The organism is Fodinicola feengrottensis (genome assembly GCF_039530045.1).
Classification (GTDB): Bacteria; Actinomycetota; Actinomycetes; order Mycobacteriales; family HKI-0501; genus Fodinicola; species Fodinicola feengrottensis.
On the sequence record NZ_BAAANY010000001.1, the window covers coordinates 88,621 to 103,321 of the forward strand.

Consider the following 14,701-nt stretch of genomic DNA (forward strand, 5'->3'; position numbering starts at 1 on the left):
TTCGTGGATGGGTCAACTGCCGTTTGTGGGGCGGGCGAAGGAGATCGCGGCCGTACGGGCCAGCCTCGACCACGGCGGTGCGGTTGTCGCGGGTCCGGCGGGGGTGGGGAAAACCAGGCTGGTCAGCGAAATTGTCGATCGGCTGGATTTGGCCCAGTTCACCGTGCATCGGGCGTACGGGACACATGCGGCAGCTGGGATTCCGCTGGGAGCCTTCGCCGCGCTGCTGCCGGAGCGGGCGTTGCGAGCAGAGGGCGGTGCGGCCGTACGGCTGCTGGTCGACGAACTCACAGCCGCGCTGGTGGCCACCGACCGGCGGATCGTGGTGGCCGTCGACGACGCGCAGTTGCTCGACAGCGCGTCGGCGACCGTGGTCGACGAGCTCGTACGGCGCGGGGAAGTCGCGGTGTTGCTGACGGTACGAACAGACGGTGAGGCGGCCTTCGACGACACGTTAACCAGGCTGGATCTCCGGCCATTGCCTCCTGACCAGACCACTGAGCTGCTGGAACGTACGCTCGACGGGCCGGTCGAGCAAGCCACCGCCGACCGGATCTGGCACGCCAGCGACGGCAACCCGCTGCTGGTCCGCGAGCTGGCGGCCGCCGGCCGGGCCGGTGGTGCGCTCCAAAGGCGGGCCGGCCGTTGGCGGTGGGACGGCGGGCTGGCCCTGTCCGCCCGACTGAACGACCTGGTCAGAAGCCAGATGGGTGGGTTGTCCGAGGCTGAGCGCGGGGTGCTGGAGATGCTCAGCATCGGCGAGCCATTGAGCGTGCCAGCGCTTGCCGCCGGCGACCTGCCGCGGACTTTGGAGCGGCGTGGCCTGGTGCGCGTGGCGCAAGACGGCCAGCGTGAGCAGGTCTGGCTGGCGCATCCGCTTTACGGCGAGACCGTACGTGCCGAGCTGGGCACCCTGCGGGCGAACCGGCTGCGGCGGGAACTCGCCGAGCAGGTCCGCGCGGCCGGCGCGAACCGACGCGGTGACGTGCTTCGGATGGCGGTGTGGTCGCTGGACAGCGGCGAACCGGCGCCGGCCGAGGTGTTCGCCGAGGCCGCCCGGCAGGCGTACGGCGCCTCCGACCTTGCGCTCGCCCAGCGGCTGGCCCGCCGGGCGCTGGCGGACCGGCCGGGCGTGGAAGCCGTGGTGACGCTGGCGGCGGCGATGCTTTTCGACCTGCAGGCCGACCACGCCGAGCGGCTGCTGGCCGATCTCTGGCCAGGCCTCGGGCCGGCCGACCGGCTCGCACTGACCCTCACTCGCGGCTTCAACCTGCAGGTCGGGCTGGCCCGGCCGGCGGACGCCCTGCTGCTGGTGACCGAGGCTGAGCCGTACGCGACCGATCCAGCTCTGGTGTTCCAGCTCGGGTCGCTGTGGTTCGGCGCCGCCTACATGACCGGTGACTATCCGACCGCGATCAGCACCGCCGAACCGCTGCTGGCCGGCGCTGCTGAACCAGGGCCGGCGTACGCGCTGACCAGCAATGCTTACGCGGATTGCCTTACCGGGGTGGGAAAGCCCGAGCGGGCGCTGAAAGTGTTGACCGAGCTGGAACGCCGGGCTCCGCAGGTCAGCGCCGAGATGCCGGTCGGTCCGTCCAGGCAGCTCATCCGGATCCGGGCGCAGCTGCGGCTGGGCCAGCCGGCGACGGCCCGGCGGACTGCCCAAGCCGCCCTGGATCGGTGGCTCGACTGGGATTTCGGCACCATCGCGTTCGGCGCGATGGCCGCGGCGGCGCTCCGGCTGACTGGCGCGGTCGCAGAGATGCGGACCAGATTTTGCGGCCAGCACTGGCGGTTCTGCGCGTCTCGGACGCATGGGAGGCGCACGTGGCGTGCCTCGCCGAAGCCGCCCATGCCGCCGCGTTGCTAGGCGACGCGGACCGGGCCGCCGCGCTGCTCGCGCACTGCGAGGAGCGCGCGGTGCCCGGCTGGCGCGGGGCCGCGTTCTGGCTGGACCTGGCCCGGCCCTGGGTGGCGGTGGCCGGCGGCGACACGGCCCGCGCGGTGGAACTTTCGGTGCGTACGGTCGAGGAGACCAGCGCTCTGGGCGCCGTCGGCTTCCAGATCGACGCCCTCTACGACCTGGTCCGGCTGGGCGAGCCGCGAATGGCGGCCGACGAGCTGGACCGGCTGGCAGCGAGTGCGGAGGGACCCTGTCCGCGGCTCTACGCCGACCACGCGCGGGCATCGGTCGACGGCGACGCGGCCGCACTCATCGCGGTGTCGGAGCGACTTACCGCGCTCGGACTGGCGCTCTACGCGGCGGAGGCGGCGGCGCAGGCCGCGCAACTGCACCGGCAGTCGGCCGGGTCCCACGACTACCAAGCGATCGCAGCCCGGCTCGCGGCGTGTTGCCAAGGCGCCCGTACGCCCGCTCTGCTGCTCGCCACCGCGCCGACGCTGACTCGCCGAGAGCTGGACGTGGCCCGGCTGGCGGCCACCGGCCTGACCAATCAGCAGATCGCCGACCGGCTGGCGCTTTCCCGCCGTACAGTGGAAAACCACCTGCAGGCCGGCTACGCCAAGCTCGGCGGCACCCGCGCGGACCTGCCCGCCCGCCTCGCACCGCCGGCTTGCTCATAACAATGGGGTCAGCTGCCTTTTCGCACCTGGGTAGCTGCCCGGTCGGGCAGGATCGGCGCCGATTACGCTGCAGATCATGACTCCATCCGGCGCCGGCGAGCTGCCGTTCGTGGGGCGGAAGGACGAGCTCGTACGGCTCCAAAAGAGCGTGGCCGGCGGTGGCGCGGTGCTCGTCGGGCCGGCCGGGATCGGGAAGAGCCGGCTGCTCGCCGAGGCCGCCGGCCAGCTGAGCGCTGCTGGGTACGAGGTGGTGCGGGCGTACGGCAGCACCTCCGCGCGGGCCATCCCGCTGGGCGTTTTCGCAGCGCTGGTGCCGCTGGATCCAGCGCGCCCGGCGGCTGGCGCGCTGATGCGGGAGGTCACCGACCGGCTGGCCGAGCGGGCCGGCGACCGGCGGCTGGTGCTGGCGATTGACGACGCGCACCTGCTCGATGACGCGTCGGCGGCGGTGGTCGAGCAGGTCGTACGACATCGCCGCGGCGCGGTGCTGCTGGCCGTACGAGAGGACGCGACGGCCGGTCCGGTGGCCGGGATCCTGCACAGCGACCTGCTGCTGCGGATGGAGCTCGGGCCGCTGGCCAGGGACGGCATCCGCGGCGCGCTCGCTGGGCTGCTCGGCGGGCCGCCGGACGCCGGCACCGCGGACCGGTTCTGGCAGGCCACCGACGGCAACCTGTTCCTGCTCACCGAGATGCTCCGCAACGCGCTGAGCACCGGCGATCTGGCCGAGAAGGACGGCGTCTGGACGCTGTACGGTCGGCCCGCCCCCGGGCCGCGGCTGGCCGAGCTGATGGCGCAGCGGATCGGCCGGCTGACCGACCACGAGCAGACCGCGATGGAGCTGCTGGCCTTCGGCGAACCGCTCGGCGCCCCGTTTCTGCAGGCCGCTGTGCCCGTACGCGTGCTCGAGGACCTGGAAGAACGCGGTCTGATCCGAGTCCTCCAGAACGGCCGGCGGACCACCATCCGGCTGGCGCACCCGGTCTATTCGGACGCTTTGCGGGCTCGCTGCCCGCAGCCGCGGGCGTACCAACGGATGCGGGAGCTGGCCGCGGCGTGCATCGCCACCGGCGCCCGGCGCAGCGACGACAGCGTGCGGATCGCGAGCTGGCTGTTGGCGGCCGGCGAGCAGGCTCCGGCGGACCTGCTGGTCAGAGCCGCCCGGCAGGCGTACGCGGCCTTCGACCTGCCGCTCACGCAGCAGCTGTCCCGGGCCGCGTTGGCGGCCGGTGCGACCACCGCCGGCAGCACTCTGGTGGAGAGTCTGCTGCTGGACCTGCGGCCGGCCGAGGCCGAGGAGCTGCTGACCGATCTGTGGCCAGGGCTGGATCCGGCGGCTCGTGCAGCGCTGGCCTTCCCGCGGGTGCAGAACCTGGCGATGGGGCTTGGCCGCGCCGACCAGGCACAGGAGTTGCTGGCCGATCTGGAGAAGACCGCCACCGACCGCGAGTCCGTTGAGCGGATCACCGTGCTGCGTACGGCCATCGACTTCGTCGCCGCCCGGCTGCCGGCGGTCGTCGAGCGGGCCGAGGCGGCGATCGCGGCCGGCCTGGAGCGGCAGCCGTTGCGTACGCAACTGGACGTCGGCTACGCGTCCGCGCTGGCCGTCGCCGGCCGGCCGCTGAGCAGTCTCGCGGTGCTTGATCGATGCGCGCCGCGCGGTGGCACCGACCCGCAGATACCGTGGGCGCTGCCCGCGTACGAGCTGGCCAGGGCCTGGGCGCAGCAGTTCGTCGGGAACACCGCGCCGACCGTGGCGGCGGCTGAGCAGGCCGCCCGGCGCTGGCCCGGCTGGGACCTCGGACTGATCGGGTACGGGGTAGCTGGCGCGCAGGCGTACCGGCTGCAGGGCCGCGTCGAGGACGCTTGGCAGGCCCTGCAGCCGGCGATCCCGGTGGTCCGGCGCAGTGCGGCATCGCGGCTGGATGCGGTGTGCCTCGCCGAGGCCGCGCACACCGCTGCCCTGCGGGGCGACCACAAGACGGCCGCCGAGCTGGCCGCCGAGGCCCGGCAGCGGGCGCTGCCGGCGTGGCGGGTGCACGGGCTGTGGCTGGAGATCGCGCTGCCCTGGGTCGCCGCCGCTGGCGGCAAGCACGACCAGTCCGTACGACTGGGCCTGCGGGCCGCCGAGCGGGCCCGCGACTGCTCGGCCACCAGCTTCGAGCTGATCGCCCTGCACGACCTGGTCCGGCTCGGCGCCGCCGACCGCGCCGCCGCCCGGCTGGCCGAGCTCGCCACCTGGGCAGAAGGCCCCTGCCCGGCCATTTACGCCGACCACGCGACCGCCCTCCTGGCCGGCGACGCCGTGGCGCTCGGCGCGGTGTCCGACCGGTTCGCCGGCCTAGGCATGATGCTGCACGCGGCGGAGGCGATGACCCAGTCGGCCGCGGCCTTTCGGGCGGTCTCCGACACCCGGTCCGGACAGGCCGCCGCAGGCCGGGCCGGCACCCTCGCCGATGCCTGTCAGGGCGCCAAAACTCCGGCCTTGACCGCCGTTTCGACGCCCACGCTGACGGCCCGGGAAAGGCAGATCGCCCGGTTGGCGGCAGCCGGCCTGACCAACCAGCAAATCGCCGAAAAGCTGTCGGTTTCCCGTCGTACGGTGGAAAACCACCTCTACTCCGGTTACGTCAAGCTCGGCACCCGCAACCGCGAGGAACTAGCCGCGCTGCTCGAAGACTAAGCAGCTTCCCAAAGGACCAGACTGGCGCCGGTCGGGTCCTCGACCACCACGAGCGTGCCGCCAGCCACTTCGGTGCGCTCACGAAGGATCTTGCCGCCCAGCTCGCGGACGCGCTCGGCCGCTTTGTCAAGGTTTTGCACCGCCGCGTACGGCGTCCACTGTGGTCGCCTCGGGTCACCGGCCGGCACCGGGGTGAACCCGCCCCACGGCCCATTTTCGTTGGTGAGCAAGGAAATCGGTTGATCGCCGGCGGGGACTTCGGTGACCGTCCAGCCGAACAACCCGGTGTAGAAGTCGCGCGCGGTCGGCACGTCCGAGGTCCGCAGGTCGAAGAACATGAAGGGCGCACTCACGAGATTCAGCTCCTTATATGGTTAGGACAACCGTCCTGAATCATAGGCCACTCGTCCTGACATTGCCAGGGACCGTACGGCCCGGAACTGTCGGCCCACCCACGGATCCTTGAATTCGGGGGATCCAAAAAACGGGGTCCCCCGAATTCAAGGGTCCTCGGTGGGTGCGACAGAAATGGCGAGCGGCGGATTAACCTGTGGCTCGTGACGCACCCCGGCTCGGCGACCAAGGCGCTCTCGCCCAACCAGCTCGAGAAGCAGCAGCAAATCATCGAGGCCGCCCGCGTGGTGCTGGCCCGAGATGGACTCGCTGGGTGTACGGCCCGGGCGGTGGCGGACGCGAGCCCGCTGACCAAGAGCGCGATCCACTACTACTTCGCCGACATGGACGACCTGGTGGACCGGGCGATGGCCGGGCATATCGACGCGTTCGTACGCACCCTAAGGACCGCCGCGGACAAGCATGAGCAGCCAGCGGATCGGTTCTGGGCGGTCGTACGCGACTACCTGAACACCTTCCAGGAGCGGCCGAGCGTGGCCACGCTGTGGTTCGGCTACTGGATCTCGGCCACCACCAAAAACCGCCTCGCCGCCATCGAAAGCATGCACTCGACGGTGACCGCGATCTTCACCGAGCTGTTGGCGGCGGTCGAGGTGGACAACCCAGCACGCCGCGCCGACGCACTCTTCTCCTATCTCCTGGGCACCGTCGTACGTGAAGCCGTCGCCCCTCGCCCTTTCCGCACACTGCAATCCCAGATCACCGAAATCTGCGACCTCTGACCCGCGAGGTGTCAGCGGACTGGGGGCTTGGGTGGGTCAGGGATCAGCGGGCCGCTGGGATCGTGCTCGGGCTCGTCCGGGTAGGCCGGGATCGGATGCAGCGGCTCGGGCGTGAACGGCACCGGCGATACCGGAGCTGGCGGCAGCGGGTCGTTGGGCAGCGGCATCGGCGAGATGGGCGACGGCGGGACCGGCTCGTTGGGCAGGGGGGCTGGCGAAACGGGCGCAGGGGAGATCGGCGCTGGTGGGGCCGGTTCAGGCAGAGCCGGAGCGGTGGCGCGACGCGTTGACACGATCAACGGACTCCTCGGGCAGGCTTCGGGGTCCCTTCCCTGCCTACCCCAGTGGCAGCGGCCCGGCTACTCGGCGGGGCGTACGGCCCGGTGCAGGGCGACGATCCCGCCGGTCAGCGAGCGCCACGCCACCTGGCCCCAACCGGCGGCCGAAATCCGGTTCGCCAGGTCCTCCTGGTTCGGCCACGCGGGAATGGATTCGGCCAGGTAGACGTACGCGTCCGGGTTGCTGCTGACCATCCGAGCGACCGACGGCAAGGCACGCATCAGGTATTCGTTGTAGACCGTCCGGAAGGGCGCCCAGGTGGGGTGGCTGAACTCACAGACCACCAGCCGCCCGCCGGGCTTGGTCACCCGGGCGAATTCGGTGAGCGCCGCGTTCACGTCGGCCACGTTCCGTAGGCCGAACGAGATCGTCACCGCGTCGAAGGAGGCATCCGCGAACGGCAGCCGCAGCGCGTCGCCGGCGATCAACGGCAGGCCGCGGTGCTGGCCGGCCCGCAGCATGCCGAGCGAGAAGTCGCAGGCGACCACGTCGGCGCCGGACAGCGCCAGCTCCTGGGTGGAAACCGCCGTACCAGCCGCCACGTCCAGGCAGCGGTCGGTGCTGCTCAACCCCAGCGCCCGCCGGGTGGCCCGGCGCCACGCCTTGTCAATGGAGAAGGCCAGGACCGTGTTCGTACGGTCGTAGTGCGCCGCGACGCCGTCAAACATCGCCGCCACCTCGTGCGGCTGCTTGTCCAAAGTCGCGCGTGTCATGCGAATAAGCCTATGCGTACGCCGGCGACAACACCCCGGCGGGACGGTCAGGAGACGGGGCAGGCGTACGTGTCGGAGTTGTCCGTCGGGTCGTCGGTAGGCGACAACGCGCTCTGCGCGACCGGCAAGGACCGCTCGGCCATGAGGTTCTGGGCGGCGGAAGAAGCGGCTGCCGCGGTGCCTACACCACCGGTGAAGGTGCTTCCGGAAGCCGCACCGGACGGCAGTGACACCAGAATCCTCGCGGTCGCGTAGTTGCCGGCGAGCAGCGTGCCCACCGAGCAGTTCGCGGACTTGCGGTCGCTGGCCACCGGGCAGGGCACGCCGTACCCGCCGGTGCCGTCCCGCAACGCCACGCCGGCCAGCGTCGCGCCGTTCGGTGGGTGCACACTGAAGACGACCCGGGGAGCGTTGGCGGAGCCGAAGTTGCCGATGCGGGCGTACGTGGTGGCCGTCCGGCCGGCCGGGACCGCCGCCGAGTCCGGGATGCTGACCGACAGGTCCGAGCCGGCCGGCACGATGTCGATCCGGGCCTGCGCCGAGTTGTTGCTCAGGTTCGGGTCAAGGGTGGAGGCGCTGACCTGGCCGGTCACCGAGCCAGCGCCCTGCCGTGGGGTGGCGGAAGAGCTGGCCGCGTACGAGAAGTCGAACTTCGCGCTGCCGCCCGGGACCAGATCGCCGGCCGCGCAGGTGAACCGGCCCGCGCCGGCCGCCTTGCAGGCATCGGTGTCGTACGGCGTGGGGCCGACCAGCAGACCGGACTGGCTGGCCGTGGCGGTCACCGTGACCGTGACCTTCTGGGACACCGTGGAGGTGCTGAGGTTGGTGGCGATGACGGTGAACGGCTTGCCCGCACTGTGCACCGGCACGCTGGTGCCTCGGACACTCACCGCCAGGTCGGCGCTCAGCCCGGCCGCCCGCAGCCGCGGCTGGTCGGCCGGTTGCGCGGGCATTGCCTGCGCCGGCGCCACGAGCAGCAGGGACCCGACCGCGAACGCCCCGACGAATGCCCCGAAACGCCTGTAGATCATCTGATCCCCCAACAAAACCCAGGCCTGCGGTAATCGTCACAGCGTACGCGCGGGCAGTAGTCGTAGTGTCGGCAGCGTGACCTCTGCCTCGCCCGATGCCTCACTCAGCGCCTTGCCGACCACCGTCCGCACGACCGCGACCGCGACCGCGACTGGTCTCCTGACCCCGTCGACGCTGCCGTACGGGCGTGCCGAGGACGTGCTGTGCTGGTTGCACGGCGATCCAGCGCAGGGTCTGCTCGGCTGGGGCGAGGCGGCCCGGTTCGAGGTGAGCGGGCCCGACCGGTTCGCCCGGGCGGCCGCTTGGTGGGACCAGACGGTCGCGAGGTTCGAGATCGACGACCAGGTCCAGGTGGCCGGCTCTGGCCCGCTACTGTTCGGCAGTTTTTCCTTCGAGGACGACGATCGATCGGTGCTGGTCATGCCGCGGGTAGTGCTCGGCGTCAGCGCCGGGCAGGCGTTCGTGACCACTGTGGACGGTGCGGATCCGTCCGCATCCACCCAACCACTGCGTTCGCCCGGCCCGCTGACGTGGTCCGATGGACAAGTTTCCGATGAGGCGTACAAAAAGCTCGTGGCCGCCGCGGTCACCGCGATCCGGTCCGGCGATCTGAACAAGGTCGTCACTGCCCGGGACGCGCTGGCGCGGGCGAAAGAGCCACTGGACGTACGAGCGTTGTTGGCGCGACTGTCGGCGCGCTATCCGCAGTGTTGGACCTACGCCGTGGACGGGCTGGTCGGAGCGACACCGGAGCTGCTGGTCCGCCGACAGGGCGACCTGATCTTCTCGCGGGTGCTGGCCGGCACCGGGTGGCGTGGCGGCGCGGCCGGTTCCGGCCGCGAGAACCCGGACGACGCGGTGACCGCTTTCCTTACAGGATCAGGGAAAAACGCTGAAGAGCACCGCTATGCGGCGGTGTCGGCGGCAGAGGCGCTCGGCCCGTACTGCGCGGAGCTGGACGTGCCCGACCAGCCGTCCGTGCTGCGGTTGGCCAACGTCGTCCACCTCTCCACGGACCTGACCGGTCGACTGGCCCGGCCGGTGTCGGTCCTGGAACTGGCCGGCGCGCTGCACCCGACGGCGGCTGTCTGCGGCACCCCCACCCCGGTCGCGGCGGCCTACATCCGGTCGGCCGGCGGGCTGGACCGCGACCGCTACGCGGGGCCGACAGGTTGGCTGGACGCGGCCGGGAACGGCGAGTTCGGGATCGCGCTGCGCTGCGCCCAGGTCTCCGGGGGCACGGCGCGGCTCTACGCCGGCGGCGGCATCGTGGCCGACTCCGTACCGGAAAACGAGCTCGACGAAACGTACGCGAAGCTCGCCGCCCTCCGAGACGCGCTCGAGAACGCTTAACTCGCCGCGATTTGCGGGCGGTAGCCAGCGCGGAAAGCAGCCACTGTCGACGGTGGCGTGATCAGCTCAACCGGCCCCTCGGCGGGACGCGGCAACGGCTCGCGATAGCCAGTGCTCGTCCAGGGCACGACGTGGTCGTCGGTGACCAACGTCGGCTGGCCATTCACTCGTACGAACGCACCGGCCGGCAGGTCCTCCCAGCTGGCCGAATGCAACCGCCGACGGTGCGTGCCGCGATAGATCCGCTCGCTGTGCAACTGCCGGTCCACTTCCTTGGCCAGCGGCACTTCCTGCCCACGACCGCCCATCCAGGCCGACCGATAGGCGTTGTACGCGTCCCGTCGACACAGCGCGCAGGGCCGGTGGCCAGCCGCGAAAGCAACAGCCTCATCGTGGAAGAACAGCACGGTGAAATGGCCGGCCGTCCACTGCGGCAACCGCCAGTCCTTGAAACTCAGCGCGCAGGTGATCCACAAATTGCTGCGATGGAAACGGACAACCTCGTTGTCCCGATGCAGGATTCCCCGGTTCCCCAGCCAAGCCCCCCGCAGCTCGATCGCCACGACATCCCCCATCGGAGTCACCCGATTCCGTCGCGGACCCACCCAGCCACCTCCTCACCACTGTCTCCCCGAACAGCAGTATCGGATTCGGGTACGACATTTTCCGGCCCCAACCCCGCGCCCTCACCCCACGCAAACCCAACCCCGCGCCCTCACCCCACGCAAAACCCAACCCCGCGCCCTCACCCCACGCGAAACCCAACCCGTGTTCTCACCCCGCGCGAAACCCAACCCGTGTTCTCACCCCGCGCGAAACCCAACCCCGTGTCCTCACCCCGTGCGACACCGTCACCTCTAAACCAGAGTTGGCACACTTAGACGGACCCAGCCCCGTCCGGCGCATCGGCCGCCAGGCCGATAGTCGCCCCTCCGGCAGGAGCGTCCGCTTTTGTAGGCCCGCGGTCTTTGCGGGCCTACAAAGGCGGACTCTCGTAGCCGTAGTCGACGGCGCCCCGCGCCGAAGGCGCCAGAAACACAGGGCGCATCGGCAGTAAGCACGAGAAAACCCCACCCCGACACCGCCCTCTGGTGTCGGGGTGGGGTTTTCTCGTGCTTGGTAGACGAGACGCCGCACCCTCGCGTCCACCGCTCTAAACCAAGGCCAGCCCCTCGCGTCCACCGCTCTAAACCAGGGCCAGCCCCTTGCGTCCACTGCTCTTAACCAGGACCAGCCCCACGCGTCCACCGCTCTAAACCAAGGCCAGCCCCTCGCGCACCCCGGGCCAACCCCTGCACAGCTCTAAAAACACCCGCAAGTTAAGCCGAACGCCGCCGCCGGGCCGTGATGGTAAGAGCGCCACCCATCAGCAGCAACAAAGCGCCACCGAAGGCGTAGAGCCCGACCTTGTCACCGGTCACCGGCAACGTGCCGGTGTTGCTCGCGTTCGCGGCGGTCGTCGCGGTCGCGGTGTCCAGCGCGATGCTCAGGCTGGCGCTGTTGTTGGCCGACGACAGGTCAACCGCCGAGCCGTGCACGGTGAGCGAGCCGTCGCTGCCCGGGGTCCCGTGCACCTTGACCTTGATCGGGAAGTCGACCGACTTGTCCGCGCCCAGTGTGTCCGAGTAGACGCACTTGATCGTACGAGCGTTGGACGTGTGCTGGCAGACCTGCGAGATCGCCGCGAACCCGGTGTTGCTGGGGACGGTGATCATCACGTAGATGCCGGCGGCCAGGTTCGGCCCGTGGTTGGCGACGTTGGCGTTGATCGTCACCGTGTCACCGACCTTCGCGCCGCTCACCGCGGTGGCGGTGACGCCCAGGTCAGCCTTGGGCAGGTCGGTGATCGGGACAGCGAAGCTGTCGCTGTTGTCGCTCGGGTCGTCGACCGCCGACGTGGCCTTGGCGGTCGCCTTGCGCTGCAGGATCTTGTCGTTGGCCTTGGCGTTGTTCTTGGCCAGCGCCTGCATGGAGCTCGGCGCGATGCCGGTCACCGAGCCGACGCCACCGGTGATGGTGCTGCTGGAGGCCGCAAACTCAGTGACATCCAGGATGATCCGCGCGGTGACGTAGTGGTGGGCCTGCAGGCCGCCAATCGAGCACGTCGCCCCGGTGTGGCTGGTCGTCGTGCACTTGACGCCGTAGCCGCCACTGGTGTCCATCAGAGCGACCCCGTGGATGCCGGTGCCGTCAGGCGAGCGAACGCTGAAGGAAACCCCGGTGGCGTCCGCCGCGCCGTCGTTGCGGATCTGCGCGTACGTGGTGGCCGTGCCGCCCGGGAAGGCGACCGAAGTGTCAGGGATGCTGACACCCAGGTCGATGCCGGCGGGCACGATGTCGACCTGCGCGGTCGCGGTGTTGTTAGAGAGGTTCGGGTCCGGCGGTGACGCGGTCTGCACCTTGGCGGTGATGGACGCGGTGTTGTCGTGCACCACCGCGGTCTTGTCCAGGCTGTACTGGAACTGCAAAGCGCGCTTCTGACCAGGACCGATGTCACCGATCGCACAGGTGAAGTGACCGGCGTCCTTCGGGTCCTTCTTGCAGGTGGCGCTGATTGCCTGCAGGCCGCTCAGCTGCTGGGGCTGGTCAACGGTGGTCGCTTGTACGTCCACTGTCGCCGAGCGGGTGGTGACCGTCGAGCTGTTGTTGGTCACCGTCACAACGAACGGCTTGCTCTGGCTGCCTAGCGCGATCTTGGTGCCGGTGATCGCCACGGACACGTCGGCCTCGTCGCCCGCGGCGGCGGCCGACTTCGGCGCCTTCGCTGGCGGCTTGGCCACCGGCGGGGCCTTGGGCGCCGACGAGGCCGGCGTGCTGCCGGGCGGCGCGACGGTCACTACCGGAGTCGGCCCGGTCGGGGTGTCACCGGCGGCGGACGCCGGACCGAGCGGGATAAGCGTCAGCGCCGCCACGATGCCAGCGGCGGCAAGGGGTCTGTACAACGAAGATGGTGCGCGCACCGCACTCCCCCGTGAGGTCAGAGAACTCGTCATTGAGATCCAGTGGAGGGAGCTGGAATTCCAACTCTCACTACACAGGAAGCTTTAAGCTAGCCCTAAGGTTGCGCGGTTGGCCGAACAATCTGATTTGTTACCCGAAAAGGCGAGCGAAGATCACCTATAAATCGGCATAAGGGGGACATATTCCCTAGTCGGTGGGATGGCCGGAAAGGGCGCTCGCGACGGCCGCCCGGATGCCCTTGTGAAGGTCCCTGAGACCCCTTCGGTCGGCGGCCACCTCGAGCACCCGCAACCCCCGGGACGGCGTCCGTACGGCCGCGGTCAACTCAGCCGCCGAACCGACACTGAGATGCGGTGTACGGGTGGCTGCGCAGAGCGCCCCGAGGTCGGCACCATGCGGAGTGCCGAAGACTCGCTCGAAGACATCCGCGTACGCCGGCTCGCCCTGCTCCAACAGCGAGAAGATCGCCCCGCCGTTGTCGTTGAAGACCACGATCGTCAGGTCCGGACGCGGCTCGTCCGGCCCGATCACCAGGCCGTTGCTGTCGTGCAGGAAGGTCAGGTCGCCGACCATCGCGAAGGTCGGCCGGTCGGAGGCGAGCGCGGCACCGACGGCGGTCGACACGTTGCCGTCGATGCCGGCGACACCCCGGTTGCTGAGGATGTCGATGTCCGTACGCCTCGGCGCGAAGTAGTCGACGTCCCGGACCGGGTTCGACGACCCACAGCACAGCAGGGATCCCGCCGGCATGGCGCTGACCAGGGCGGATGCGACCAGTCCACCGGACGGCCAGCTGCCCCGCAGACCGTCCGCGACGGCGTCGGCGGCGGCCTTGTCGGCCAGTGTCCAGGCCGGCAGCCACTCCGGATCCGGGTCGACCACCTGCACGTCGTGCAGGTCCAACACGATCCGGGACGCCGTGTGGAAGGGATCCGGCCAGCGCGGATCCGGCTCGACGGCGGTGACCGCGACGCCAGATCGGCGGACGAGCTGCGACAACGCACGGCCTAGCGTCGGCCGGCCGACCACCAGCACATGATCGGGAGCGACCCGGTCCAGGAAGCCGGCCTCGCCCAGCAGCCACGGACCGGCCGCGAGCGACCCGCCCCACGCGCCGCCGGTCGGCTCGCTGACCAGCGGCAATCCGTACCCGGCGGCGAATCGCGCGGCGGCCTGCCCGTACCGGTCCGGAGCCTCGCCGGCGACCACCAGCGTCCGGCCCGGCAGCACCACCGGGTCCCCGACCTCGGCGTGCCGCAGCCGCGGCGGCCGGGCCCACGGCAACCCGTCGGCCCGTCCGACCAGCGAGTCTGGCCAGTCGTCGGCCGGGTCCTGAGCTGGTACCAGCGGGTCCCGGAACGGGATGTTGAGGTGGACCGGGCCCGGTGTGGTCGTCGCGGCTGTCGCCATGTGGATGGCCCGGCAGACCTGCTCCCGCCAGTAGCCGTTCTGGCTGTCCCGCCGGTCCGCTACCCCGAACTCGTGGAAATACCGTACGGACGTGCCATAAAGATGGATCTGGTCGATGGTCTGGGAGGCGCCGGTGTCCCGCAGCTCAGGCGGCCGGTCCGCGGTCAGCACCATCAGCGGCACGCCCGCGTGGTTGGCCTCCAGCACCGCCGGGTGCAGGTTCGCCGCCGCGGTGCCTGAGGTGCACGACACCGGCACGGGCCGGCCGGAGCGCTTGGCCAGACCCAGCGCCAGGAAGCCGGCGGATCGTTCGTCGATGCGTACGTGCAGGCGCAGCCGGCCAGCGGCGGCCGCACGGGCGAAGGCGAAGGACAGCGGCGCGTTCCGGGAGCCGGGCGACAACACCGCATCGGTCACGCCGGCGATGACCAGCTCGTCGACCAGCACGGTCGCCATCGCCGTGGAGGGGTTCAGCGACATGTCAGCCAGCC

At 70.5% G+C, this 14,701-nt stretch carries 12 protein-coding genes; 5 read left to right on the forward strand and 7 right to left on the reverse strand.

What is annotated here, in order from left to right:
• Positions 1–7 precede the first annotated feature (7 nt).
• From ABD301_RS00410 to ABD301_RS00420, 3 genes are all read left to right on the forward strand, one after another.
• Positions 8–1,870 carry an AAA family ATPase gene (locus ABD301_RS00410; protein WP_344306070.1) on the forward strand — a complete coding sequence of 621 codons (1,863 nt, stop codon included), beginning with the start codon at positions 8–10 and terminating at the stop codon, positions 1,868–1,870.
• A complete protein-coding gene (locus tag ABD301_RS00415; protein ID WP_344306071.1) occupies positions 1,828–2,583 on the forward strand; it encodes a helix-turn-helix transcriptional regulator in 756 nt (251 codons plus the stop codon). Before ABD301_RS00410 ends, ABD301_RS00415 begins: the two co-directional genes overlap by 43 nt.
• A gap of 76 nt (positions 2,584–2,659) precedes the next feature.
• Positions 2,660–5,266, forward strand: a complete 2,607-nt coding sequence (locus ABD301_RS00420; protein WP_344306073.1) for a LuxR C-terminal-related transcriptional regulator — start codon at positions 2,660–2,662, stop codon at positions 5,264–5,266.
• Here the strand turns inward: ABD301_RS00420 and ABD301_RS00425 are convergent.
• Positions 5,263–5,619, reverse strand: coding sequence for a VOC family protein (locus ABD301_RS00425; protein WP_344306074.1), 357 nt, complete (start codon positions 5,617–5,619; stop codon positions 5,263–5,265). The genes ABD301_RS00420 and ABD301_RS00425 overlap by 4 nt on opposite strands.
• 204 nt (positions 5,620–5,823) lie before the next feature.
• On the opposite strand from ABD301_RS00425, the gene ABD301_RS00430 reads away from it, so the two are divergent.
• Positions 5,824–6,402, forward strand: a complete 579-nt coding sequence (locus ABD301_RS00430) for a TetR/AcrR family transcriptional regulator (RefSeq protein WP_279580711.1) — start codon at positions 5,824–5,826, stop codon at positions 6,400–6,402.
• 11 nt (positions 6,403–6,413) lie between these two features.
• Here the strand turns inward: ABD301_RS00430 and ABD301_RS00435 are convergent, their stop codons facing one another.
• From ABD301_RS00435 to ABD301_RS00445, 3 genes are all read right to left on the reverse strand, one after another.
• On the reverse strand, positions 6,414–6,695 hold the full coding sequence (locus ABD301_RS00435) for a hypothetical protein (protein WP_344306076.1): 282 nt from the start codon (positions 6,693–6,695) through the stop codon (positions 6,414–6,416).
• Between the two features lie 66 nt (positions 6,696–6,761).
• On the reverse strand, positions 6,762–7,454 hold the full coding sequence (locus ABD301_RS00440; RefSeq protein WP_163569014.1) for a demethylmenaquinone methyltransferase: 693 nt from the start codon (positions 7,452–7,454) through the stop codon (positions 6,762–6,764).
• A gap of 47 nt (positions 7,455–7,501) precedes the next feature.
• Positions 7,502–8,485: a COG1361 family protein gene (locus ABD301_RS00445; protein ID WP_344306078.1), complete on the reverse strand. Its 984-nt coding sequence runs from the start codon at positions 8,483–8,485 to the stop codon at positions 7,502–7,504.
• A gap of 76 nt (positions 8,486–8,561) precedes the next feature.
• Between ABD301_RS00445 and ABD301_RS00450 the strand changes: the two genes are divergently transcribed.
• Positions 8,562–9,839 (forward strand): isochorismate synthase, encoded by a 1,278-nt coding sequence (locus ABD301_RS00450; protein ID WP_344306080.1) that lies wholly within the window; start codon positions 8,562–8,564, stop codon positions 9,837–9,839.
• Here the strand turns inward: ABD301_RS00450 and ABD301_RS00455 are convergent.
• The 3 genes from ABD301_RS00455 to menD all read right to left on the reverse strand — a co-directional run bounded on the left by ABD301_RS00455 (position 9,836) and on the right by menD (position 14,690).
• Positions 9,836–10,414 carry a hypothetical protein gene (locus tag ABD301_RS00455; protein ID WP_163569012.1) on the reverse strand — a complete coding sequence of 193 codons (579 nt, stop codon included), beginning with the start codon at positions 10,412–10,414 and terminating at the stop codon, positions 9,836–9,838. The genes ABD301_RS00450 and ABD301_RS00455 overlap by 4 nt on opposite strands.
• Before the next feature lie 744 nt (positions 10,415–11,158).
• Positions 11,159–12,781, reverse strand: a complete 1,623-nt coding sequence (locus ABD301_RS00460; RefSeq protein ID WP_344306082.1) for an LPXTG cell wall anchor domain-containing protein — start codon at positions 12,779–12,781, stop codon at positions 11,159–11,161.
• A gap of 205 nt (positions 12,782–12,986) precedes the next feature.
• On the reverse strand, positions 12,987–14,690 hold the full coding sequence (menD, locus tag ABD301_RS00465) for a 2-succinyl-5-enolpyruvyl-6-hydroxy-3-cyclohexene-1-carboxylic-acid synthase (RefSeq protein WP_344306083.1): 1,704 nt from the start codon (positions 14,688–14,690) through the stop codon (positions 12,987–12,989).
• Between the last annotated feature and the right edge of the window lie 11 nt (positions 14,691–14,701).

Coding starts and splice junctions, on each gene's coding strand:
- ABD301_RS00445 (WP_344306078.1), bottom strand. CDS start 8,485: ATGATCTACAGGCGTTTCGGGGCATTCGTCGGGGCGTTCGCGGTCGGG.
- ABD301_RS00410 (WP_344306070.1), top strand. CDS start 8: ATGGGTCAACTGCCGTTTGTGGGGCGGGCGAAGGAGATCGCGGCCGTA.
- ABD301_RS00420 (WP_344306073.1), top strand. CDS start 2,660: ATGACTCCATCCGGCGCCGGCGAGCTGCCGTTCGTGGGGCGGAAGGAC.
- ABD301_RS00455 (WP_163569012.1), bottom strand. CDS start 10,414: ATGGGGGATGTCGTGGCGATCGAGCTGCGGGGGGCTTGGCTGGGGAAC.
- menD (WP_344306083.1), bottom strand. CDS start 14,690: ATGTCGCTGAACCCCTCCACGGCGATGGCGACCGTGCTGGTCGACGAG.
- ABD301_RS00440 (WP_163569014.1), bottom strand. CDS start 7,454: ATGACACGCGCGACTTTGGACAAGCAGCCGCACGAGGTGGCGGCGATG.